Source organism: Melioribacter sp. Ez-97 (assembly GCF_051488665.1).
Classification (GTDB): Bacteria; Bacteroidota; Ignavibacteria; order Ignavibacteriales; family Melioribacteraceae; genus Melioribacter.
Genome location: NZ_JBPSEG010000005.1, coordinates 163,006 through 185,498 on the forward strand (window position 1 = coordinate 163,006; position 22,493 = coordinate 185,498).

Genomic DNA, 22,493 nt, shown 5'->3' on the forward strand with positions numbered 1-22,493 from the left:
TCGAATTTCCTAACTGTCAATGTTATGAAATTTAACACGATACTTTTACCGGCATACTCATTTAATATATTCAACCGATTTTCTCAATTCCATTGAATACTGATAGAATTCCTTTAGGCTCATTTCTTTTAGGAACAACATACCGTGAGCAGCGCGCGCTCTGGGTATAGGATTGTTCAGGAAATATTTTTTTCCGAGACAGTTCCTGATTTTCTGATATTGTTCGACATGAATTTGTCTGGCCAGCTGAGAAAAAGGTCCGTCGTACTCCCAGCTTGGGAAGCTGGCGTCTTTTTGAGAACCGTAACAATTCATAAATACATTGTCGAGAATCGCCATCGAATTAAGGCTAACGGGCACATAAATATTTGCTTCTGCGGGATGGAAACGGTACCAGACATTTCTGTAGCCCCATATTTTGAGTTTTGAAATATCTTCCTCTTTTTCATAAAGTTTCAATGCTTCGCTTACAGCCTGAAGCACTTTGTAATGGGTATCAGGTCCGCTGCCTTCCGGGTCAAACGCTACGGTTAATATAGTCGGTTTGATTTTTCTAATTAGTTCAAGTATCGGGATTACGTCTCTTTGTAGTTCCGGATTTTCAGTAAATATGTTCCCCTGATAGAAGCCGAGCCTTAGATGCGAAACGTCTTTCGAAGAAAAGCCGTAATATGCCCAGGTCAGTTCTTCCTCCCATTCTCTCAACATTCCTTTTAACTTTTGAACGTGAGGGATATCTTTTTTACCGGGATACTGCGTTCCGAAATAATTAATCAGTTCGTCAACTCTGTCGTTAATATATCTAAGACTTGTTTCTTCGTAAATTTCTATAATATTTCTGAGCATCCTTCTGGAAGTGGCTTCGGTTCTTTTGGCAATATTGTTTTCCGCAATACCGTCAAGATAAAGACTGATATCGCTATCTTTTGCTTCGGCGTTGTCGGGTTCGAAGTAACCCGTTTTATATCTTTCGTCGAAGGCGCCCGCAGTTAAGTATTCTTTCAGTTTAAGCATCAATTCGAGCATGTAGGAATTTGTAACGGCAGTAAAACCGCTGGTAAAAACAGCGAAATGATGTTTGTTCAGATGAGTTCTTACGAGATGATTAATAAAAGCAAGATATCCCAGCATTATGTCGTCGTGATGAGGCGCCGTGTGCAGGATAGTTTGATTCAGCGGCGTATTCATCCCTCTGTTAAAGCGTTCGATTATGTCATTATAAATAAGTTCGTTGATTTCTTTTACCGGTTTACCGGATTTTTTCAGAACAAGATTAGCAAGCTTATCGCCGGTATAGTCGCTCTTTGTAAGGGACAACAATTCCTTACCGGTATTAACCGACAAATTTATTACAGCTTTTTCCAGAGAAAGTCTCGATAATTTTGTTTCTTTCTCCACGTCGTCATAAATTCTCTCGGATAAGAGCGACGCCGCTCCGTTAGTAAGATAAAAGCGCGAGTCGCGGAGCTTTTGAAGTACGGTAGCGGGATATTTATTTGAAGCTTCGTTCTCAACAGAGTCTTTTACGATTTTCGCCTTAGCTTCTCCAGCCGCAATAATAATAGCCGTGGCGTTTTTATTATATGTAATTGTATTCAAACCGATTGTGATCACAAGTCTGTTCGAAGCGACTTCGATTCCCCCAAGATCGGTTGATGCGGCGGCTTGCGTTTGATAGTTAGTCGCGGTCAGTCTTGTAGTTGAAAAGTGGTCGCTTCCCTGAACGTTGAACCCGATATGACCGTCCGGACCAATTCCTCCCAGGAAAAATCCGATGCCGCCCATATCGCGTATTTTCTTTTCGTACTGCGTGCAAAATTCGTCTACAATTTCAATCGTTTCCTTTTGTAATCTTTCAATACGACTGCCGGGGAGCTTCGTGCGCAAACTCAGGTCAACCTTATTATCGGGAAATATTACGGACAGCGGAAGATTTTCCGCCGTTCCGATTTTATTAACGTTGATCAAAAGCGCGTTGTTGGGATCGATCCCGAAAGTTTTGATATAAAATTTTTTTATGTAATAATAAAAGCTGTTTTGCTGCGTCGAGTCGATGGGATAAAATTCGTCAATCTGGACGAACTTTATTTTTTTCATATCCGGTTTCTTTTGGGGATCGAGTTCGTATTTTTTTAATTTTTGTCTGATTTCCGGTTTATCCCAGTTCTTCATTATGTGAGTAAACCAGTAGATAAAATACTCGGGCGTTTTTCCCGTAGGCAGCGATACAACTCCTTCCGGATTTGCCTGCAGCCACTCTACAAAACGAAAAGCGGTCAATTCGCCCAATTCGGGAATATTCCCGACCTGTATAACGGGAATTTTTTCAGTGGGTTTATATATAAATTTTTTACCTGATTTTTTCAGAAAAAAGCTTTCGACTTTAGAACCTGGTTCCATGATTCTCCTGTAATAATTATTGTTTACTGTTTATCGATCATATTCAATGCAAAGGCATAAGCGCCAAGAGCTATCGCCTTGCTTGCGCCTAATTGCGAAATGCCAACAGCGATTTTCTTCGAGGCGTCGTAATTCACTTTTTCGTTTGTACCGTAAACATTTATTTCTACTGTCTCGTTGTGCAGAAAATTTTTAAGGTCTTCTTCATTGCCGATATAATAAATCTGAGCCATTAGTCGTTTTACCCGTGCGCCGTCAGAAGTTTTTTTATAATAACTTCTCATTTCGTCTAACAAAAACGGCATGAAAAGCTGCGAAGCTCCCGCCAGGCCGCCGCCGATTACAACCGGACAATCCATGATAGTAACCACATTTGCAATAGCGTCGCCAACTACCCGAGCCATTTTTTTGTAAGCTTCAATTGCGGCGCTTTTATTTCCCTCAATTTTTCCAACAGCTATTTCATAAATTTCTTTAGGGGAAGGAGCGTCGGAATATTCTATTCCCGCGGCTTCGCTATAGAGTCTTCTTATTCCTCTTATGCTGGCGTGTTCTTCGGCAAATTCTTCAGGAGAGATACGATTGCGCAAAAGCCAAATTTCACCTGCCATCGAATTATCGCCTCTGTAGAGTTCTCCGTTAATGAATAAACCGCATCCGAATCCCGTTCCCAAAGTAATGCCGATCAGATTTTTATATCGTTTGGGATTGCCGGCGTCGCTCAATAATTTATTTATATACGGAAGGAAACCGGCAAGCCCTTCACCATAAGCATAAAGGTCGCCGTCGTTATTGATAAAAACCGGCAAGCCGAATTTATTTTTAAGAAAAGAACCCAATGCCACACCGCCTCTATAAGCGGGAAGGTTGCCCAGATCTCCGATAATACCGTTGGGGTAATCTGCCGGACCGGGGGAAGCTATACTTATAGCCGACGGAGTTTTATCGAGTTGTTTTAATACATAATTAAAACCTTCGACAATATTGTTCATCGATTTATCGAGGTCGTCTCCGCACGCGTCGAGACGGTATTCGTCCGCTATCTGTCTTCCGGACTGAAAAGCGGAGAATACGAAATTCGTACCCCCTCCGTCCAACGTCATTATAATTCTGTAGTCTTTTTCAAAATTCATTGTATTCTCTATTTTTATTCTTAGGATTATTCAGTAGCGAATTTAATTTTTGACGAGTATACGGATACAATTCCGATATAGATTACGCATAACAACGGAATTATAAAACCGGTAAGAACGTCGCTCAAATCGTTTACCGCTCCCATAATTAACGGCACCACGGCGCCGCCTGCAATTGCAGTAACCATTAAACCCGACAATTCATTCGACCTTTCCGGCATCTTTTCAATCGTTATCGAAAAGACAAGCGGGAAAATATTCGAGAAACCCAAGCCCGTTAAAATAATTCCGACAAACGTTATAAGTGCGCTGTTTGTAAACATCAACGCTATTCCGATAAAAGAAATCACAACGGTTAATTTTAAAAACTTTTGCGCCTCTATTTTTCGGAGTATTAAAGACCCCAAAAATCTTCCCGCCATTATAGGCAGAAAAAACAACGACCAGCTGACCCACAAACTAAACCCCGCGACTCCGAAGTTTTCCTTCAGTAAAATAGGCACGCCGGAACTCATCGATACTTCAGCTCCAACGTAAAAGAAAATTGCAAGCGTCATCATCAAGACATAAGGTTTTTTCAGTAATTCAAAACAAGACTTAATAGAAGCCGGCACATCTTTTTGCTCCTTTTCGTGTATGTCGGTTTTTACCGTTATTAACAGCGTAATCAAAATCAGGGAAGCGAAGAGCGGAAATAATATAGTCCACTCAAGTTTAAAAACATAAGCCACAAAAGGAGGAATTAGAAAACCCATAGAAGAACCGACGGCTTTCAACGATTGAGCCAGCGATAAATTTCTTGAATACGCGCCTTCGGGCGAAACATCTCTCATTATCGGATTCCCGACAACCTGTAGAATTGTCGCCCCTGCGCATAATAACAGTATTGAAGCCAACACAACTAAAAAGTCAAATTTTCCGACTAAAGATAAATCGAAAGGTAAGCCGTACATTCCGTTTAATATCGGGAGTAACAATCCGATTAAAGCGACCGTAAGACCGAGTAACAATACGTATTTCCTTCCTTTTCTATCCTGGTATATTCCGATTGGAATTGATAAAATTCCGAACATTATGAAGCCGGTAAACGGTATTAATTGAGCCATTGTATAAGAAAGGCTAAAACTGTCTTTAGCCAATCCGACGAGCGGACCGACGACGTCGCCGAATCCCATACACAAGAATGCCAAATAAACCGGAAGCGCTCTCGATTTCATAGCTATATCCAAATTATTGATTCATTCGATTTGTAAATATAATAATCAGCCAGCCGGAAACAGATCCGGCTGGCTTTACTGTTGCTGTGGAGGAGGCTACTATTTCATCAACACAATTTTTCTGAATGCACGGAATGATTCGGATTCCAAACCGATAAAATAAACGCCGCTCGATACCTGTCTACCGAAATCGTCTCTTCCGTTCCATGTTGCCGAGTATGTTCCCGGCGACATTTTCTGGTCGATAAGCGTTCTGATTTTTTGTCCGAGAATATTATATACATTTAAAGTCACATTCGAAGATTTGGTAAGGCTGAAGTTGATTTTAGTCGTCGGGTTAAACGGATTCGGATAAGCTTCCGAAAGCGTAAATTCGTTTGGAATTTCGGGATTAACTTCTTCTACCCCTGCAGCCACAGATTTTTCTGTTCGGGGAACCAATTCAAATCGCCGATAGCAAAACCGTCAGTGCCGCCGTTTTGCAGCATCGTATTCGAATAAGCAAGATTTTCGGGCAATGGCCATTTCGGCGGGAAATTCAATTCATAATGCCACGGATTGTCGAGCTTTCTCGAAGCTATTCTGCGAACATAAGCGACCAGACTGTCGACATGATTTACGACGCCCTGGTCTGTAAAACCGGGATCTGCTTCCATGTTGTTGCTTACGTCAATATACGGCGAGTAATCCCACGAAGCGGGATTCGTAAGCGAGTCGAGACACCAGAGGCTCAGGTCGTTTATCCATCTAGCCATTGTCAGCTTTCTTACCAGATATTGTTTCGAATCGTCGAGCATTACGACGCTGTCCGCTACGGTAACGGTATCGTTCCAGTCATTATAGAACTTAACCAATTTTTCGGGATTGAAATAAGCGTTGTTCTGAGCGACGTGTACGCGCTTGCTGGGATCAAACAGGTCGATATAAATGCCTCTTGCGGAATCGACGTAAGCTTCAGGACCGGTTATTTCATAGCCATTATATGTGCCTTTTTTTCTTATTCTGTAAATACTTGAAGAAATGGTATCGGGATAATTAAAGAACCAGCCCTGAATTACCTGTTCGGGATCGCCGCCCCATGCATGGGCTGCATAAAACAGATTGTTCTTCATATATAAGTTGGATGCTTGTCTTATCAAGAACGGATTAACTACAGTATAGACAACTGTATTGTGTTCGAATACGGAATAAGGATCGTAACCGCGAATTGAATAAAGATACGAGTTGCAGGCAAAGAAAGTATTGTTAATAAAGATTGTGCTGTCGGGATGATCCAGCCCGCCCGATAAGAAAGGCTGTCCGCCGAAATAAGAAGTTGAATGAATGAAGTTTCTGAAATGACAGTCCTGCACATCAAGTTTGACGAATTTGGCGCCGTCAACGCGTATGCCGGCTTCGGTAAAGGCGTCGAAAACAACGCGGCGTAATTTTAGCGAAATACTGTCTGCGCCGATATGGATGGCTCGGCTCCAGCCCAAAGTTTTACCGTCCGATCTCATCGACAACAGATATAAATCGTTAAGTTCGACCTTGATGCCCTTTTTGATAAATTTAAAAAACCATTCTTCGGAAGTACCGTCGGCTCTGATTGCAGGCGCAAGAACCGGCGGTCTCTTTGTTTCATCCCCCTTTGCAATAAACTTGCACGAACTGTTAATTTCAAAAGCTTTTTCGATGTAATAGATAGCGCCTCTATCGAGAACGTATACGCGATAGTCCGATACGGCGGTATCTGCGTTGATTATGTTACTGATCTCCAAAGACTGGGAACCCGGAATATAAACAGTATCGGTTGTGGATTGCGCCACAGTTTCGGCAGGGAAAGCCAACAGAGATATTATCCCGATGGCTATCAGGAAAGCGTACAGCTTTTTCATATCATTCCTCCTATTATAGTGTTATAGTTTAAGCCGCTTACGGGCATAAATTTTCTATAATCTAACACGCATTCCGAAATCAGCGGTCATACCGTACCTTTGCTGATTTGTTACGTACTTTGTTTTCTGATTTATATCGACGTCGTCTTCGCCGGTCAGGTTGTTAATATTCAGGTATAACTGAATGCCGTACCACGGTAATTCTTGTTTTACCGACAAATCGAATCTCACGTATTTATCCGAATGGACGCGGTTTTGATACCAGAAATCCGGACGTTTGAAAATATTGTCCTGATAGAGCATAGAAACTCTGAAAGAAAATCCTTTAAAGTCGTAACCGAGCGCAACGTTAATTATGTCATTAGGTTGATAAAGAAGTCGGTCTGTATAAAATGTATCTATGCCTACTGTATGTTGAATATAATTCTCGTCAATTATAGTAACCAGATAAGTTTTCGGGTAATCGGCTTCGGAAAAGATGTGCGTGTAGTTAATATTGAGTACAAGTCCGGTGAAGGGTTCCGGCAAATACCAGAAATGTCCCTGCCATTCTCCTTCAACGCCAATCACGTCAATCGGTATGGGATTGTTTATGTATGTATATAGCGCAAAGCTCTCGGTTCTGTTTTTGAGTTTTTCCTGCAACTCGGGATAAGCGCTAAAGTCTTCGGGATATGTCTTTGTGGGGAAGACCAGGTCTTTAATTCGTTTCTTAAATCCGCCGATCGAGAAGAGTCCGATTTCGTTCGTATAAATCGACATAATAGCGTCGAAGTTTTCCGAGCGCGCCGGTTTTAATCTGTAGTTGTTGTAAAGGATATAATTCGTTCCGATATAGTATCTGGGAATTATTGAATTATAATCCGGATAATTCAAAGTATTTGTGTAAGCGAAGTGAAACTGGAGCCAGTCGGTCGGTTTGTATCTCAGGTGCGCCATCGGCAGCCAATAGCCGTGAGATTGAGTTTCTTCAGCAACCGTATACTGGATATCGCCGGGAATTTGCTCGCCGCGTATACCGTTATAAGTGGTAGTCAAATTCTGATAACGCACCCCCGGGATAAACGTAATCTTTTGACCCAGATTAATGGAGGTCATAAAATATGCGGCGCTTTTAACCTCATGTCCGGAATAGTCGTACAGTATCGACGATAGCTTATGAGGTTTATATCCGCCGCCGTTTCCTGCTCCCGGATTCTTCTTGGCTACTTCGATTACCTGCATCATCAGATCTACGTTCAATGGAGGCCCGAGTTGATAATCGCCGTTCAAAAATTCTCCGTAGCTGTAAGACGAATCGATAAAATCCGAGAATGTAATACTTGTTCCGAATTGAGGAAAAGCTTTAATAACAGCGGAAGCAACCTGCCCGCCGTCGTCGTAAAATACCGAACCGCTGCTCTGGTTATAATCGTACGATCTCTTGCGATATTGGTAGGCTCCTCCGAACTTAACCTTGGCGTTAAGGAACTTGCTAATCGTTATATCTCTGATTATGTCCAGAGTGCCGTTGTACGTTCTGTCTTTTGAAGTGTTGTCGATATTATAAATATCAAAGAAGACTGCATCTTCAGGGTCGTAAATAACATTCGAAGCAATAACCTCCGGGCGCTGATATCTCAAGAGAGTGAATTTATTTTCGAAGCCGGCGCCGTTTTGCCAGAAATTAAATCTTACATCGTTCGGATAAGTTGTTTTGGAATAAGAATGAGAAAGCCTCAGTTCTATTCCGAATCCAGCCAGCGAATGCGATATGCTCAACAAATTACTCAATACGTCAAGCGTATTTTCGGAATTGGTCGCCGAATAGAAAAGGTCGTCGTCCAACAAATGATACGATTCGTTTCTGGAAATTGTTTTCGTATTGCTTCTGCTAAAGAAATTCATAAAACCAATACTGCCGTTGCTATATTTGTAATCAAGAACGACAGTAGCGCCATAGCGTTTACGGTCTCTTAGCACATCGGTAAGCGTCATCGACCGGAATTCGGGGTCGCCTTCGTCTGTAACATTCAATTTGCCGGCAAAGTTATAATCGGCAGAAAGTTCGTTGGCGCTGAGATTTCTGTCTTCAACGGAGCCCTGAGCAAAAATTCCGAAACTATTATCCCAGAATCTTTGTTCGTAGGAGGCGACGAACTTATAGTCGTCGTTTGTGTTTTTCAAGCTATTATGAGACCCTTGACTGAAAAATTCGAACGAGGGTTTACCCGTCGTAGTTTTCAGCGCTTTACGCATAGAGAAATTGATAACTCCGCCCAGTAGAGTAGCGTCCATATCCGGAGTAATGGCTTTAACTACTTCAATTCCTCCGAGCATATTCGACGAAATCATACTTAAATCGGTAGCCCTGTCTCCGCTCAGCGATAATTCGTCGCCCGATTTGAATTCCGAACGATGTTCGTTCGGGTCGTTCGAAGCGACATTTGCAGGTAATTCGACGCCGTCGATTGTTACTCTGTTATATTGAGGAGAAAGACCTCTTACGACTACACGCGAGCCTTCGCCGCCGGTTCTGATCAACGATACGCCGGGCAATCGGGCAACCGATTCTGCAGCGTTTGCATCAGGGAGTTCGCGTATTTTGGCAAAAGAAACTACGTTTTTAATTGTAACCGAAGTGAGCTGCTCGTTAATTGCTTTCGCCTGTCCTTCCGCCTGAGCGGTAATAACTATAGTATCGCCGTAGACAGACTCTGGCGACAAATTAAAATTATACTCGGTTGTCTTCCCCTCTTTTACCTCAATGGAAACCTCTTCCTGTTTATATCCGATGAATGACGCTCTGAGAGTGTATTTGCCGGGCGGAACCGCATTGATCTGGTATAAGCCGTCAAAATCCGTCGCGCTTCCAAAACTTGTGCCTACCAGAATCACATTACAAAAGGGAAGCGGCTCTTTAGTTTGCGCATCCTGCACTTTGCCTTTAACTCTGCCCGCCGCAAAAGAGAGTTCCGAAAAGGCAAGTATTAACAAGATTAGCAATCCCCCGCTAAGATGTGTTTTAATCTTCATATTTACCTCTCACTTATTAAGAACGGTGCCCGTTAGGATCTTTTTGTTTTTTCGTAATAAAAATAAACCTAATAAAAATAAGATGCAATAAAAATAATAACAGGCATATTTTTTTATTTATACGGTTCCGATTGAACCAATTAATTTTACTTATGAATAAACTTAAACATTTTTATTATTTCAAACTAACTTTAATCTCTTTACTAAATTCAGTTTCGAGTGATGACAAACCGACCATGATTTCATATACGCCCGGCATGGTTTCAAAACCCAAACCATCTACCCAACCGGACAGATCGTCTTTGCACAAATAAAATTCAACTTTCCCTTCTTCCCCGGATTTCAGTTTTATTTTTTCAAATCCCTTAAGAGTTTTTACCGTACGATTGTCGTTTTTTGCTTTTGTATAGAGCTGGACGGTTTCTTCGCCCGCTGTAATTCCTTTGTTCTTTAGCGTCACAACTACCTTAACAGTGTCGTTATCTTTAATTTCGATCGAGGATAGTTCAACGTTTGAAATCGTGATATCCGTATAATTCAAGCCCCACCCAAACGGATAGAGAACCTCGCCTTTGAAATAGCGGTAAGTTCTGCCTTGCATATCGTAGTTTTCAAAAGGAGGCAGATCATTTTCTGATTTATAAATAGTTACCGGCAGTTTACCCGAGGGATTATACTTTCCCCAAATTACGTCCGCAATTGCCGTTCCTCCCGCCTGTCCGGGATACCAGGCTTCCAGTATTGCCGGAATGTTTTCGCTTTCCCAGACTGTGGATATAGGACCTCCGTTAAGCAGCGCCAATATTACGGGCTTTCCGGCAGAATGAATCTTTTTGATTAAATTAAGTTGGTTGACGGGTAATGACAATTTCAACCTGTCGCCTCCTTTGAATCCGTCCACTTCGATTTTCAAAGCTTCTCCTTCCATTCTCGGACACAATCCCATAAACATAATGACGGCGTCGGATTTCAAGGCTGCTTTATACGCTCTTTCTTCAAGGTCGGGAAACGGAATCGACCAGAGCAGCTGCATAAAACCGTATCTTTCCCTCCTTACGAATTCAATTCTTATTTTATAAATCTTTCCTTCTTCCAGGAAATAATTTCCATACGTAATTTCCGGGTCAAATTCACCTTTGAAACTTGCAATCAAAGAATCTTCAATGTAAATCTTAAAATCGTTGTAACCGTAACCTCCGATTTGATATTCCCCGGTTACCGGAGGCGCAATATATCCGGTCCAACGGACGCTGAAGCTGTCAGGATTTATACCTGAGCAGGGCGATTCTTCCAGCCAACTAAAATCAATACTTTCGTCCGTTCTAATTAATTCCGGTTTCCCCTTCAATCCGGAATTATTAAAATACTCGCCTATGAGACCCGGTCTTTTTTTATTACAGTCCGCAAAAAGATAAGCGGCGCCAATTAACTCAAAGGCTGGCACTCCCGGCGCAAAGTCGCAACCTTTTTCATAATAAACTTCGCCGTTTTTTAATACGCTTTTAATAGCTTTTAACGGTGTAACGTATTGGGAAGGGAAACCGTGATAATTTCCCAACAAAGATTCCAGATTATCTGCATTCGGACCAATAACCGCGATTTTATTTATGCCGGAGTCCAGAGGCAGAAGTTTATTCTCGTTTTTAAGCAATACGATCGACTTTCTCGCGGCTTCCAGCGCAATCTCTCTATTGTAACTATTATCAAGACAGGACTCGTCTATTTTTGAATAAGGCACCGATTCGGGAGGATCGAACATTCCCAATTTGAAACGGGCAATGAGGACTCTTCGCAGAGCCGCGTCGATTTCCTCATCGGTTATGAATCCGTTCTTGTAAGCTTTCTTTAACGATAAAAAAGTGTTTCCGCATTCCAGATCCGTTCCGGACGTGACAGACAGCGCGGCTGCCTTCTCAGGCGAATCGACTAACTTATGCGAATTGAAGATATCGTAGACAGCCCAGCAATCCGAAACAACGATTCCATTGAAGCCCCACTTTTTCCTCAGAATATCCGTCAGAAGAGTATCGTGCCCGCAGCAGGCTTTTCCTCTAAGTCGATTATACGCGCACATAACCGAATAAGCTTTCCCGACCGTAATTGCTTTTTTAAAATGAGGAAGGTAAGTTTCGTTAAGGTCGTAATCGCTCACCAATGCATTAAAATGATGCCTTTCCGGTTCGGGTCCGCTATGAACCGCAAGATGTTTTGGCGTGGCTATTGTTTTCAAGTATTTTTTATCCTGCCCTTGCAAACCTTTGATAAAACGGACCGCGAGCTCTCCCGTAAGGTAAGGATCTTCGCCGTAGGTTTCCATTCCCCGCCCCCATCGCGGGTCTCTAAAAATATTGATATTCGGCGCCCACAAAGAAATTCCCTGATAAATTCCTCTTTGATTTTTCTTCAATGCCGAATTGTATTTTGCCCGCGCTTCATTAGAAATTACATCCGCAATTCGATAAATCAAATCCCTGTCCCATGTAGCTGCAAGTCCGATCGGCATCGGAAAGACCGTAGCTCTTCCGTTTCTTGCAACCCCGTGCAGAGCTTCGTTCCACCAGTTATATTCGGGAATGCCAAGCCTTTCAATTGCCGGCGATTGATGCACCATCAAAGAAATTTTTTCGTCCAACGTAAGTCTCTTCAATAAATCTTCCGCTCTCGCTTCAAAAGGAAGATCAACGTTGAGATATCCGGGCGTATTTTGAGCGAACAGATTTGCAGTTAATAATAAAACTATGAGCTTCAGGTATTTCGTCATAACATTAATATATCCTATTTAACAAATCGGGATAGTCGTTATTAATTTTCACTATCAATTCTCCGAAGAGCGAATTTGCCCAGGCAAACCAAGACCTTGTATAATTATAAGGATTATCTTTGTCGAACGATTCATGCATAAACCATGTATCGGCATGAGTGTTTTTCATCAGTTTAAGGCAATGCGCAATTTCGTCTTCATTATTACTCGTCAAGGCTCTCATTATTATTGAGAGATGCCATATTCTGTTAATCAAAGTGTGCGGACTTCCTATGCCGTCTCCCGCTTTCCCCACAAAATAGTAGGGATTATTTTCGCTCAGAACGAATTTTCGCGTGTTCAAATAAAGTTCGTCGTGGCAATCGACAATTCCTAGATAAGGCAAAGAAAGAAGACTCGGAATGTTGGCGTCGTCCATAAACAAACGATTGCCGAATCCGTCTATTTCGTAAGCGAAAATCTTACCGTAGTTGAGGTGTTCAGTAACGGCGTATTTATAAACAGCGTTTTCTATTTCATCCGCCAAATTTGCCGCGACAATTGCCGCCGTTTTGTCTTCATATATTTCATTATAAATTTCGGAAAGCTGCCTCAAAGATTTTACCGCGAACAAATTCGACGGCACCAGAAACGGAAATATAGTAGCGTCGTCCGACGGTCTGAATATAGAAACGATCATTCCGTTCGGTTTAATCGGGTTTCCGTACCCGTCGCCCGGAACCGTATCTGTGCTCCAGGAAGTAATTCTCCCGAATTTGTACGGTCCTCGTCCGTTTTTCCGTTGTTGCTCTTTGAATGTCTTAACAATCAAATCGAATGAAATTTTCCAATCTTTCGTAAAATAATTTTTGTTGTCAGTCGTTTTATAGAATTCATATGCGAGCCGAATAACATAACAAAGAGAATCGACTTCCCATTTGCGTTCGTAAACCTCCGGCTTCATTTCGGTCAGATCCCCGCTCCAGACGCTCTCTTTTCCGGTATCGTTAAAAGCATTTGCATACGGATCAATCTGCACCGACTTCAATTGTCTATTCAAAAGCCCGTGTATTAATTCCTTCAGCTTTGGATCTTTTTTAACGAATGGAAGATAATGCCATACCTGCGCGGTCGAATCCCGCAGCCACATTGCATTGATATCGCCGGTGATAATAAAAGTATCCGGAGCGCCGTCTTTATTATTGAATTTGACGGTAGTATCCAAAGTATTCGGGAAACAATTGACAAACATATCGGCGAGATCTTTATCGGCTATTCTTGCGTGAAGATCGTCGATAAATTCATCCACAACAGCGCTGTGAAAACATCTGTTATTATAAGTCGGACGACGAATCATGATTTTTATCTATTGATAATTTTTATTAAACCATCCTGCGTAATTCGTACGGAAGAGCGGTCGTCTATCTTAATTTCGGCTTCGTAAAAATTGGTCGTGGTTTCAATAGTTGTTTCATAATTATTTTCAGGAATATCAAGCAACATTAAGTCATCCGCGTATCGTTTGTTTCTTTCGTAATATTCCCTTTGCGCGTAATAGACTTGTCTGAGGAACCATTTTATTTCTTCTATTTCGTCGTATTCGAAGTCTGTAGTTTTATTGAACGCAGTATTAGTAGTAAATTTAATAAATCCCCACATTTCGGGATAATGCATGTTTACTACGCCCTGCGGGCTCCAGACCCAATTGTCTTCGGGATAAGGTTTGCCGGTTTCGGGGTTAATAATCTTAACATACTTATTGTCTTTTACTGCAGTTTTCCATTCAACGCGCGAAAAATTAATTCTCCATTTATCGCCGTCTTCTGGGGGAAGATTCATTTCCGTAATTTCTTCGAAAGCGTTCCAGGGGAAGGCGACTTCAACAGTCCAACAACTGTCGGCATCTCCCGGCTTATTGATCGTTCCGTAAATTTTTACGCCGGATTTGAGTCCTTTAATGTCATAGCCGTGCAATGCCGCTTTTTCGACATCCCTGTAAGGTTCGATAAGCAGAAGGTCCCAAACGGTATTGAAGGCATTCATTTCGAATTCCAGATAGCGATGAGTATCGCCGTCGGGGTCTATGAAAATTTCGAAATCATTGTCATAAAAAATAATATCGTCCCGATTTGTTAATGTCGCCCAGATATCGGGTTCTTGAAGTTCCGCCGCCACATAAAAATATTCGTCGTCCCACAGCATTTTTGCGCGCGTTCTGAATCTCGGCGCGGGTCGAATATCGCCTTCGATATCTGTAAAATCTTCAGTCCATTCGGCTGCGCGCCACGATTTTTCGTTTAAGGCTCCGTCGACCGTTATTTTTTCTTCGGCGCGATGAACGATATAATAACGCGGATTAAATTCCACCTGCGGACGAGGTATTGCCTGACAAAACGCCGACGAATTAAGTATTAAAAGAAAAATAACAGCGCATAGATCATATTTTTGCAGCATCAATAAGCTCCTTTATTGTTGTAAAGGCGAGCGCCACAACCGTATCGGCGGCTCCGTAATAGATAAGAGCTTTGCTGTCGAGCGCAGCGAATCCGTCCTCATATTTTTCTACAATCATACCCGAAGGGAAACAAACATTCTGAACCTGGCCTACCATTTCATAGATTTCTCTCGGTTCTAAGATATTCAAACTGCCGCGCGCAATAATTTTAGCGGGGTTATCGAGTTCGTGCAGAGAAACTCCCGCTTGATATATATTCGAACTGGAAAAATGAGTAGCCACGCCGTGATAAATATGCAGCCAGCCTTCTTTTGTTTTAACGGGCGGCGCACCCGAGCCGATGTTTTCGTCCCAGTAATGAAATCTTCCCGACATGACCGGCTCTACATATTCCCAATTAATCAGGTCGTCTGATTCCGACAAATAAATTGTATTGCCCGTTAAAGGACCGCCTTCAAGTTTAACGCTGTTGGGTCGTTCAAATCGTAAAAATTTTCCGTTAATCTTTTCCGGAAAAAGCACGCCGTTTCTCGAATCGTCTTTCGAGACAATTCCTAAAAATTCATATCTGTTAAAATCTTCCGTTCTTGCCAAACCGAGTCTGCATCCGGAAACCATATCCATTGCAAACATAATATAGTATTGTTCGCCGATTTGAGTGATTCTCGCATCATAAATGTGGTAAATCTCATCCCTGATTTTCTCGATGCCTTCAAACTCTATGACGGAATTTTCAACTTCGAAATCGATACCGTTATCGCTCGAAGCTTTCATAAGATAAGTTTCTCTGCCTCTCGTTTGAACTCTGAGAATGAGCAGATATTTATCCCTAAACTTAATTGCTCCGGGATTAAATACCGAAGAAACATCCTTCAGATACGGATTAACCGGCGGGATCTGCTTTCTTGTTATAATTGGATTCCGTTCATATCTGACTAACATAAACGACTCTATTTATTGGCGGTTTCGATTGTTTTGCCCATTAATACTTTAACGCGACAAATTTTCTTATCCGTCAAAGGCAATTTATTTCCTTCTATTTCTTTTTCGTCAATCATTATGTAAGAGATACCGGATTGAACATTGTCCGGATTTTCTATTTCGATAATATATTTTGCGCCTCTGAATATACGTTCTACGCGAATATAATTCCATGAAGCGGGTATAACCGGGTCTACGATTAAACCGTCGTAATCGGGTCTTACTCCCGCAATATAATCATAAAACACACGATACATCCATGCGGCTGTTCCGGTCTGCCAGGAATGGCTCGCTTTTCCCGGAGAGGAATGTTCGTCGCTTGTAATATATTGAGAATAAACGTACGGTTCGGCTTGATAAATGTCCGGGTCGACGCGGTTCGGCAGAAGTTTTCTGAAATAGTCGTATGCTCTGTCGCCGTTTCTCATAATACATTCGGCTTGAATGAGCCAGGTAACAGGATGACAGAATACGGCTCCGTTTTCTTTTTTGCCGGGAACGCATCGCGTAACCAGTCCGATATTCGGGTCGATTTCTTTAAAAGCCGGAGCGCAAATTTTCGGGCCATATTCGCTGTCGAGGTGTTTTTTGACGCTGTCGAGCGCCTGCCTTATTTTAGATTTGTCCGGCAGATTCGAAATTGCAGCCCAGCTTTGCGTGTTTACGAAAATTTTTCCTTCTTTCGATTTATTGGAACCGATTACCATGCCTCCGTTGCCGAACGCTCTTATGAACCAATCGCCGTCCCAACAAAATTGATTAATATTTCTTCTAATTTCGTCTCGTAATTTTATTATATCGGCAATATTTTCGACCTTAAGAAATTGGAAAAGTTCAATCAATTTATTGAGCATTGCTACATAGAACATAGCGCCCCACACGCTTTCGCCTCCGTCGTCGCCCCCGATATAATCGAGGGTGTCATTCCAATCGCCGCGTCCGAATACAGGCAAATTGTGGCGCCCCAGATTATTTTTCATGAAATTAACGACCGCCAGCAAATGCTCCAGGACCGTGCCGTCATTTTTATCTACAAAAGAGACTTTCTCCTTAAGAATGGAGTAATCGCCCGTTTCTTTAATATATTCCGTTACTGCCAGAATATACCAGCCGGGGTCGTCGCAATGACGCGTTAATTCTCCTTTGCCATCGTCATAAAAGTGATGGTATACTCTTCCGTCTGAAAACATTTGGCGAGATAAAAGCAGAATCCGTTCCTTTGCTTTTTCAGGATGCGCAATTGTTACGGCTATTACATCCTGAGAAGTATCTCTGAAACCGTATCCCCTGCTGATTCCCCAATAATAATAACTCGCCACCCTGCCGACATCGAAAGCTACTTTAGCCTGATACGGCACCCAATTATTCATAAATATATTAACATTTTTATCCGGGGTTTCAACTCGTGTGTGTCCCAGGAATTCTGTCCAATAATTCTCAATTTCTTTGAATGATCTTTCAATATACCCGGGTTGAACTATTTTGGGGATATCATTTTTCTTTTCATCGAACCGCTCCTTCGGCAGAACGCCTAAAGAAAAAACCACATTCTCAGATTTATCGCTGTCCAATTCAAGTCTTATGTTTATTGCGCCCACTACGTTTCCATAGTCCGTACCGGAGTTAGAAAATTTGTCGTCGGTTATCGCGATTGGTTTTTCTTCATTGTTATAAAAGCCGAGAAATCTTTCCCTCAGAGTTTCGTATCGGTTTATCGGTAAATTGGACGTAAAAAAAGCCCACTGATTCCACTCTTTATTTTCCTGCTGTTGAGTGCCGTTGGTTTCTGTAACCCAATAAGTTTTTGTTGCAAAAAGGGCGTTCAAATCTTTGTCGAAATATGCTCTGTTAAAATGCTGGTCGTCGCATTGATTGATCAAATCTATAAGTCCGTGACCCAAAGCAAATTCCACATAACCGGTAACAGACAGACGGCGTTTCTTTCCGGATTTATTTGTAAGAACAACATTCCAGACTTCATGATTATAATTCATCGGTACGAAATAAGTAACGCGGGCATGAATTCCTTCCACAAACGATTCGATGACGGTATAACCCAAGCCGTGAATAACCTTGTAGGCTTTAGGATCGTAACCGGCAGGCTGCCAGCTCAATGTCCAAATTTTCCCGGTTTCTTCGTCTTTAACATAAATATATTTTCCGGGCCTGTCGGAAGGCACATCATTTATCCGATATCTCGTAATCCTTCCGTGTAACGGGCTCTTAATATAACTGATGCCGCCGGCATTATTGGAAACAGTAGAAAAATATTCACCGTTATAGATATAATTTATCCACGGGGTAGGAGTTTTAACATTTGTTATAATATACTCCTTTCCATCCTCGGAAAAATGACCGTAATTCATTTCTTAGCTCCACAAAGAAAGTAATATGAATCAGTATATTTTTTTCTAAAAATAACTAAACGTAAAATTAGGCTTTAATTCCTTAAATAGCAAATAAAATTTAGCAACCCGTTCATTGATTAATCTGATTTGTACAGAATAAAAGGCAGGTTATTTTTATAATAAAAAATATTAGCTTGCGACCTCATTATTTTACATAAACCATCTTCCCTACCATTCCCTCTGACATATTTGTTGTAGTAAATCTGTAAAAATAGACGCCGCTGGTTAAATTACTTCCCAGATTTGCCGTCTCGAACACATATCGATGCCAGCCTTCCGGTTTGTACTCATCCAGCAGAAGCTCTATTTCTTTCCCTGTGATGTTATATAATTTCATCGAGACACGGCTCGCTTTTTTCAAGTAATAATCGATTATTGTGCTGCCGTTGAAAGGATTCGGATAATTTTGAAGGAGTCGCGTTTCCGCGGGAATTTCATTTTGCCCTACAGAAACGGGCGCGTCAACGAATTTATAGATTCTGCCGTTAGAATAATTCGCAAAATAGAGCTCGTTTTCCTCGTCCGTTCCGAAAGTTGAAACAGCATAGTCGGTGTCGAACAATAAATTATTAATCGCAGAACCGTCATTTATTTCAAGCGACCAGATGTTTCCGGATACGAAATCGGCATATATATACTTACCTTCGAGTTCCCCTGCGTCATTACCTCTGTAAACGTATCCGCCCGTTACAGACCATCCTCCCTTTTCATTGTGTCCGTATTCCCAAACGGGCATAGTCAATCCCGTCGTGTCGCAATTGCTTGTAGGATTATAACAATGAAAGCCTTCCATAATACGCCAACCGTAATTTTTCCCTTTTTCGATAAGATCGATTTCTTCCCATTTATTCTGTCCTACGTCCGCCGCCCAGAGCAAACCGGTAACGGGATCGTAACTGAATCTCCAAACATTGCGCAATCCGTATGCATAAATTTCTCCTCTGGCGTCCGGATTATTTACAAAAGGATTGTCTTCGGGTATCGAATAATTTTTCCCTTCGTCTTTCTTATCGATGTCGATGCGCAATATTTTTCCAAGGAGCGAATTTAAATTCTGGGCGTTATTTTGAGGATCGCCCGCCGAACCTCCGTCGCCGGTCGAGATGTAAAGGTAACCGTCCCGGCAAAATAAAATTTGACCTCCGTTGTGATTTGAATACGGCTGCTGAAATTCGAGCAGTATTTCTTCGCTCGACTCCAACGCTTCCGTATGAGTATCGTCAGTTCTGAATCTCGACACAACGGTTCTTCTCGGATTGTCCGCGGTATAATTAACAAAGAATTCTCCGTTGTTTTTAAAATCGGGATGAAACGCCAGTCCCAGCAATCCCTGTTCGCCTCCGAATAAGACTTTGTCGCTTATGTCGAGAAAAACTTTTTTTGAATTTACATCCCTTTTATTTTCTAAAGCATAGATGATGCCCGGCTGCGATACTACAAAGATCCTGTTGCTTCCGTCGCCTGCGTTTTGGATATCCACGGGATAATCCACCTCGATATTTGGAAATGCAAGTTCAATTTTCAGTTGGGCTTTGTTACTTTTGCAACCGAGAATAAATAATACTGCGACGAATAAAAAAATCCACTTTTTCATATCTCATCCTTTCTTATTAATTTTTCCGTACTGGTTTTATATGCAATAGCAACCTAACTACGAGATATCCGGGAAGACAGAATGAAAATAATTAAACTTTCATTAATATGCATCCTGTTATGCGCATATATACAAGTTGATGCGCAAATCGCTAAAATCGGAATAGGAGCGGGCGGAGGCACAATCAAAGGGAATTCGGCGTCGGTAGGTTCTTTGAGCGGCGCAATATTTATCGATACGGATATTTTATTCCCAGATTATATCAACATTCGGGGGGGCTTTCTGTTTTCAAGAAAAGCCGAATATTTTCTTCCTGAGAACCGCAAAGGAAGATATTATCCGTTCGTCAAATCTTTCTATTTAAAAGCCGTTACCGAGCAGAACCTTTACGGGATTTCTTACATTGAAGAAGGGATCGGAATTGCGGCTATTAACGACCGTACTTTTTCGGATGTCGATTACTGGGAACCCGGAATAACATTCAGCATTAACGCTGGAATTAAACCGACGCGTCATTCACGATTTTCAATCGGCATTGATTACGGATTGGGACTTACACGCACAAACGCAACTTATTACTCTTTCCTGCTTTCTTACGCTTATCAATTATGAATCAGATATTATAAAGATCTTTCATAAGCGATTCGAACTGCTCGAAATAGAGCGCCTGGTCGGGGTCGCTCAAAGCGTTGGGCGGATCGGGATGAAATTCAACCATAATGCCGTGCGCTCCTACCACTTTTGCCGCTTTTGCAAGAGGAATCACTTTATTCCGTTCGCCGATGGCATGCGACGGGTCAACTATAACAGGCAAATGCGTCAATTCTTTTAGTACTGGAATGGCGCTCAGGTCGAGAGTGTTCCTGGTGGCTGTTTCGAAAGTCCTTATCCCGCGTTCGCATAATATCACCTGTCTGTTGCCTTGCGACAGGATATACTCCGCAGCGTTAAGCCATTCGTCAATCGAAGCGCTTAATCCCCTTTTAAGCATAACCGGTTTATGTGTTTTGCCCACTTCTTTCAACAGAGCAAAGTTTTGCATATTCCGCGCGCCGATTTGCAGTATATCGGAATGCTTGGCGACTTCTTCAACTTGATCGGTATCCATCACTTCGGTTATTACGGGAAGCTCATAATACTTTCCGGCTTCTTCCAGCAGCCTCAGTCCTTCGTAGCCGAGTCCTTGAAAACTGTAAGGCGAAGTACGCGGTTTAAAACATCCGCCGCGCAAAATATGGGCTCCCGATTCTTTGGCTTCAAGAGCGCATTTCATTATCATTTCTTCGCCTTCGACCGAACAGGGACCGGCAATAACGACAAAATTATCTCCTCCGATAATGACATTCTTCACCTTAATAACAGTATCCTCGCTTTTATAATCGCGGCTGGCAAGGCGATAACTTTTTGAAGACTTTTTAACAGCCGGCGCGCTTTCCTTTTCGGATGATTTTACGGAAAGCTTCTTTTTCTCTTCTTTGTCGATAAAAGCAAAATTCAACTGAGTTTTTTCGAGTTCCTGAGAAGGATATGTGCCCAATATTTTCATAAATCGAGTATACTGCCCCAACTCGTCGAGCGCTTTTTGAACTGTTTCGTTCGCGGTATTGCCTTCGAAATCGAGATAAAACATCTCTTCCCAAGGATTTCCGAGTATGGGACGGGACTCGAGTTTTGTTAAATTAATATTGTATTTTCTGAATACGTTCAATGCGTCGACGAGCGAACCCGGCGTATGGGACGTAGCCAATACAATTGAAGTTTTACACGGTATTCTTTCGTCAACCATAAGAGGTTTTCTAGAGGCTATCAAAAACCTTGTATAATTCCCGGGTTGATTGGCAATATCTTTTCTCAGGATTTTCAGTTTGAAATATCGGGCGGCTTCCTCGCTGGCAATGGCAGCGTGATAAATGTTTCCCTCTTCTTTAATTTTTTGAACGGACATGGCTGTGTCGTCAAAATATTCGATAGCCGCGTTCGGAATTTGTTCCAGGAACTTGCTGCACTGCGCCGCCGCCTGATAATGGGCGTACACTTTTTTTATTTTCTGAAGCGGAACGTCTTCCAAAGCAACGAAGCAGTGTTTGACCTGAAATTTTTCTTCGCCCACTATCGAAAGAGTCGTATGAAGCAATAGATCGTAAACTTCGTTTATGCCGCCGGACGTAGTATTTTCGATCGGAAGCGCGGCAAAATCGGCTTCTCCTTTTTCAGCCGCTTCCACTACTTCGTCGAATCTGCGTTTGAATACAAAATTCAGTTTATATCCGCTGCCTGCAAAAAATTTCTGAGTAGCCAGATAACTGTAAGAGCCTTCGATTCCCTGAATTGCAACCGAAACTATTTTCTTTTTTTCTTCGCTTTTATTTATCAGATTTTGAATATAAGACTGCTGCAGCCGCACCGAATCTTCTATAATCTCGTAATATACTTTCGTTACGTAATTGGCGTCGAGACCGGCTTTCTTGCCGAGTTTAACGAGTCTTTTTAACAGTTCTTCTTCCCGCTTTTGATCGCGTATGGGCGCTTTATTGCTCTCTTTTGCGAGTATAACTTCTTTACTTAGCTGTCTTCTTTCTGCAAGAAGCGTAATAATACTTTCGTCAATCTTATTGATTTTCTCTCTAATTGTATTGAGATCATATTTTGATTTACGGGGCATTTCCTCAACCG

At 42.0% G+C, this 22,493-nt stretch carries 14 protein-coding genes; 1 reads left to right on the top strand and 13 read right to left on the bottom strand.

Going from position 1 to position 22,493, the window contains the following annotated elements:
• Positions 1-57 precede the first annotated feature (57 nt).
• From ACSSWA_RS08115 to ACSSWA_RS08170, 12 genes are all read right to left on the bottom strand, one after another.
• Positions 58-2,400: a glucosamine-6-phosphate deaminase gene (locus ACSSWA_RS08115; protein ID WP_437356065.1), complete on the bottom strand. Its 2,343-nt coding sequence runs from the start codon at positions 2,398-2,400 to the stop codon at positions 58-60.
• 23 nt (positions 2,401-2,423) lie between these two features.
• Positions 2,424-3,533 carry an ROK family protein gene (locus ACSSWA_RS08120; RefSeq protein ID WP_437356066.1) on the bottom strand — a complete coding sequence of 370 codons (1,110 nt, stop codon included), beginning with the start codon at positions 3,531-3,533 and terminating at the stop codon, positions 2,424-2,426.
• Between the two features lie 26 nt (positions 3,534-3,559).
• Entirely contained in the window at positions 3,560-4,750 is a 1,191-nt protein-coding gene (locus ACSSWA_RS08125; protein WP_437356067.1) for an MFS transporter, read from the bottom strand.
• 99 nt (positions 4,751-4,849) lie between these two features.
• Positions 4,850-5,167, bottom strand: coding sequence for a T9SS type A sorting domain-containing protein (locus ACSSWA_RS08130; protein ID WP_437356068.1), 318 nt, complete (start codon positions 5,165-5,167; stop codon positions 4,850-4,852).
• A complete protein-coding gene (locus tag ACSSWA_RS08135) occupies positions 5,152-6,627 on the bottom strand; it encodes a hypothetical protein (protein WP_437356069.1) in 1,476 nt (491 codons plus the stop codon). The genes ACSSWA_RS08130 and ACSSWA_RS08135 overlap by 16 nt, the downstream gene beginning before the upstream one ends.
• 54 nt (positions 6,628-6,681) lie before the next feature.
• The gene (locus tag ACSSWA_RS08140) at positions 6,682-9,642 is read right to left on the bottom strand and encodes a TonB-dependent receptor (RefSeq protein WP_437356070.1); all 2,961 of its coding nucleotides are present in this window, start codon (positions 9,640-9,642) and stop codon (positions 6,682-6,684) included.
• A gap of 175 nt (positions 9,643-9,817) precedes the next feature.
• Entirely contained in the window at positions 9,818-12,403 is a 2,586-nt protein-coding gene (locus tag ACSSWA_RS08145; RefSeq protein WP_437356071.1) for a glycoside hydrolase family 3 C-terminal domain-containing protein, read from the bottom strand.
• A 4-nt stretch (positions 12,404-12,407) separates the two neighbouring features.
• The gene (locus tag ACSSWA_RS08150) at positions 12,408-13,739 is read right to left on the bottom strand and encodes a glycoside hydrolase family 125 protein (protein ID WP_437356072.1); all 1,332 of its coding nucleotides are present in this window, start codon (positions 13,737-13,739) and stop codon (positions 12,408-12,410) included.
• Between the two features lie 5 nt (positions 13,740-13,744).
• Positions 13,745-14,836 (bottom strand): carbohydrate-binding family 9-like protein, encoded by a 1,092-nt coding sequence (locus ACSSWA_RS08155; RefSeq protein ID WP_437356073.1) that lies wholly within the window; start codon positions 14,834-14,836, stop codon positions 13,745-13,747.
• Positions 14,820-15,779, bottom strand: a complete 960-nt coding sequence (locus ACSSWA_RS08160) for a glycoside hydrolase family 130 protein (RefSeq protein ID WP_437356074.1) — start codon at positions 15,777-15,779, stop codon at positions 14,820-14,822. Before ACSSWA_RS08160 ends, ACSSWA_RS08155 begins: the two co-directional genes overlap by 17 nt.
• An 8-nt stretch (positions 15,780-15,787) precedes the next feature.
• Positions 15,788-18,184, bottom strand: coding sequence for a GH36-type glycosyl hydrolase domain-containing protein (locus tag ACSSWA_RS08165; RefSeq protein ID WP_437356075.1), 2,397 nt, complete (start codon positions 18,182-18,184; stop codon positions 15,788-15,790).
• Positions 18,185-18,371: 187 nt separating this feature from the next.
• Positions 18,372-19,820, bottom strand: a complete 1,449-nt coding sequence (locus ACSSWA_RS08170; RefSeq protein ID WP_437356076.1) for a PQQ-dependent sugar dehydrogenase — start codon at positions 19,818-19,820, stop codon at positions 18,372-18,374.
• Between the two features lie 81 nt (positions 19,821-19,901).
• Here ACSSWA_RS08170 and ACSSWA_RS08175 point away from each other — a divergent pair, with 81 nt between their 5' ends.
• Positions 19,902-20,432, top strand: a complete 531-nt coding sequence (locus ACSSWA_RS08175; protein WP_437356077.1) for a hypothetical protein — start codon at positions 19,902-19,904, stop codon at positions 20,430-20,432.
• Position 20,433: 1 nt separating this feature from the next.
• On the opposite strand, the gene ACSSWA_RS08180 is transcribed toward ACSSWA_RS08175, so the two are convergent.
• Entirely contained in the window at positions 20,434-22,482 is a 2,049-nt protein-coding gene (locus tag ACSSWA_RS08180; RefSeq protein WP_437356078.1) for a bifunctional 3-deoxy-7-phosphoheptulonate synthase/chorismate mutase, read from the bottom strand.
• Positions 22,483-22,493 lie beyond the last annotated feature (11 nt).

What these genes read in the sequence shown, in the direction of transcription:
- ACSSWA_RS08125 (WP_437356067.1), bottom strand. Translation starts at nt 4,750, where the DNA reads ATGAAATCGAGAGCGCTTCCGGTTTATTTGGCATTCTTGTGTATGGGA.
- ACSSWA_RS08120 (WP_437356066.1), bottom strand. Translation starts at nt 3,533, where the DNA reads ATGAATTTTGAAAAAGACTACAGAATTATAATGACGTTGGACGGAGGG.
- ACSSWA_RS08145 (WP_437356071.1), bottom strand. Translation starts at nt 12,403, where the DNA reads ATGACGAAATACCTGAAGCTCATAGTTTTATTATTAACTGCAAATCTG.
- ACSSWA_RS08155 (WP_437356073.1), bottom strand. Translation starts at nt 14,836, where the DNA reads ATGCTGCAAAAATATGATCTATGCGCTGTTATTTTTCTTTTAATACTT.
- ACSSWA_RS08160 (WP_437356074.1), bottom strand. Translation starts at nt 15,779, where the DNA reads ATGTTAGTCAGATATGAACGGAATCCAATTATAACAAGAAAGCAGATC.
- ACSSWA_RS08115 (WP_437356065.1), bottom strand. Translation starts at nt 2,400, where the DNA reads ATGGAACCAGGTTCTAAAGTCGAAAGCTTTTTTCTGAAAAAATCAGGT.
- ACSSWA_RS08175 (WP_437356077.1), top strand. Translation starts at nt 19,902, where the DNA reads ATGAAAATAATTAAACTTTCATTAATATGCATCCTGTTATGCGCATAT.
- ACSSWA_RS08140 (WP_437356070.1), bottom strand. Translation starts at nt 9,642, where the DNA reads ATGAAGATTAAAACACATCTTAGCGGGGGATTGCTAATCTTGTTAATA.
- ACSSWA_RS08170 (WP_437356076.1), bottom strand. Translation starts at nt 19,820, where the DNA reads ATGAAAAAGTGGATTTTTTTATTCGTCGCAGTATTATTTATTCTCGGT.
- ACSSWA_RS08150 (WP_437356072.1), bottom strand. Translation starts at nt 13,739, where the DNA reads ATGATTCGTCGTCCGACTTATAATAACAGATGTTTTCACAGCGCTGTT.
- ACSSWA_RS08180 (WP_437356078.1), bottom strand. Translation starts at nt 22,482, where the DNA reads ATGCCCCGTAAATCAAAATATGATCTCAATACAATTAGAGAGAAAATC.
- ACSSWA_RS08135 (WP_437356069.1), bottom strand. Translation starts at nt 6,627, where the DNA reads ATGAAAAAGCTGTACGCTTTCCTGATAGCCATCGGGATAATATCTCTG.
- ACSSWA_RS08165 (WP_437356075.1), bottom strand. Translation starts at nt 18,184, where the DNA reads ATGAATTACGGTCATTTTTCCGAGGATGGAAAGGAGTATATTATAACA.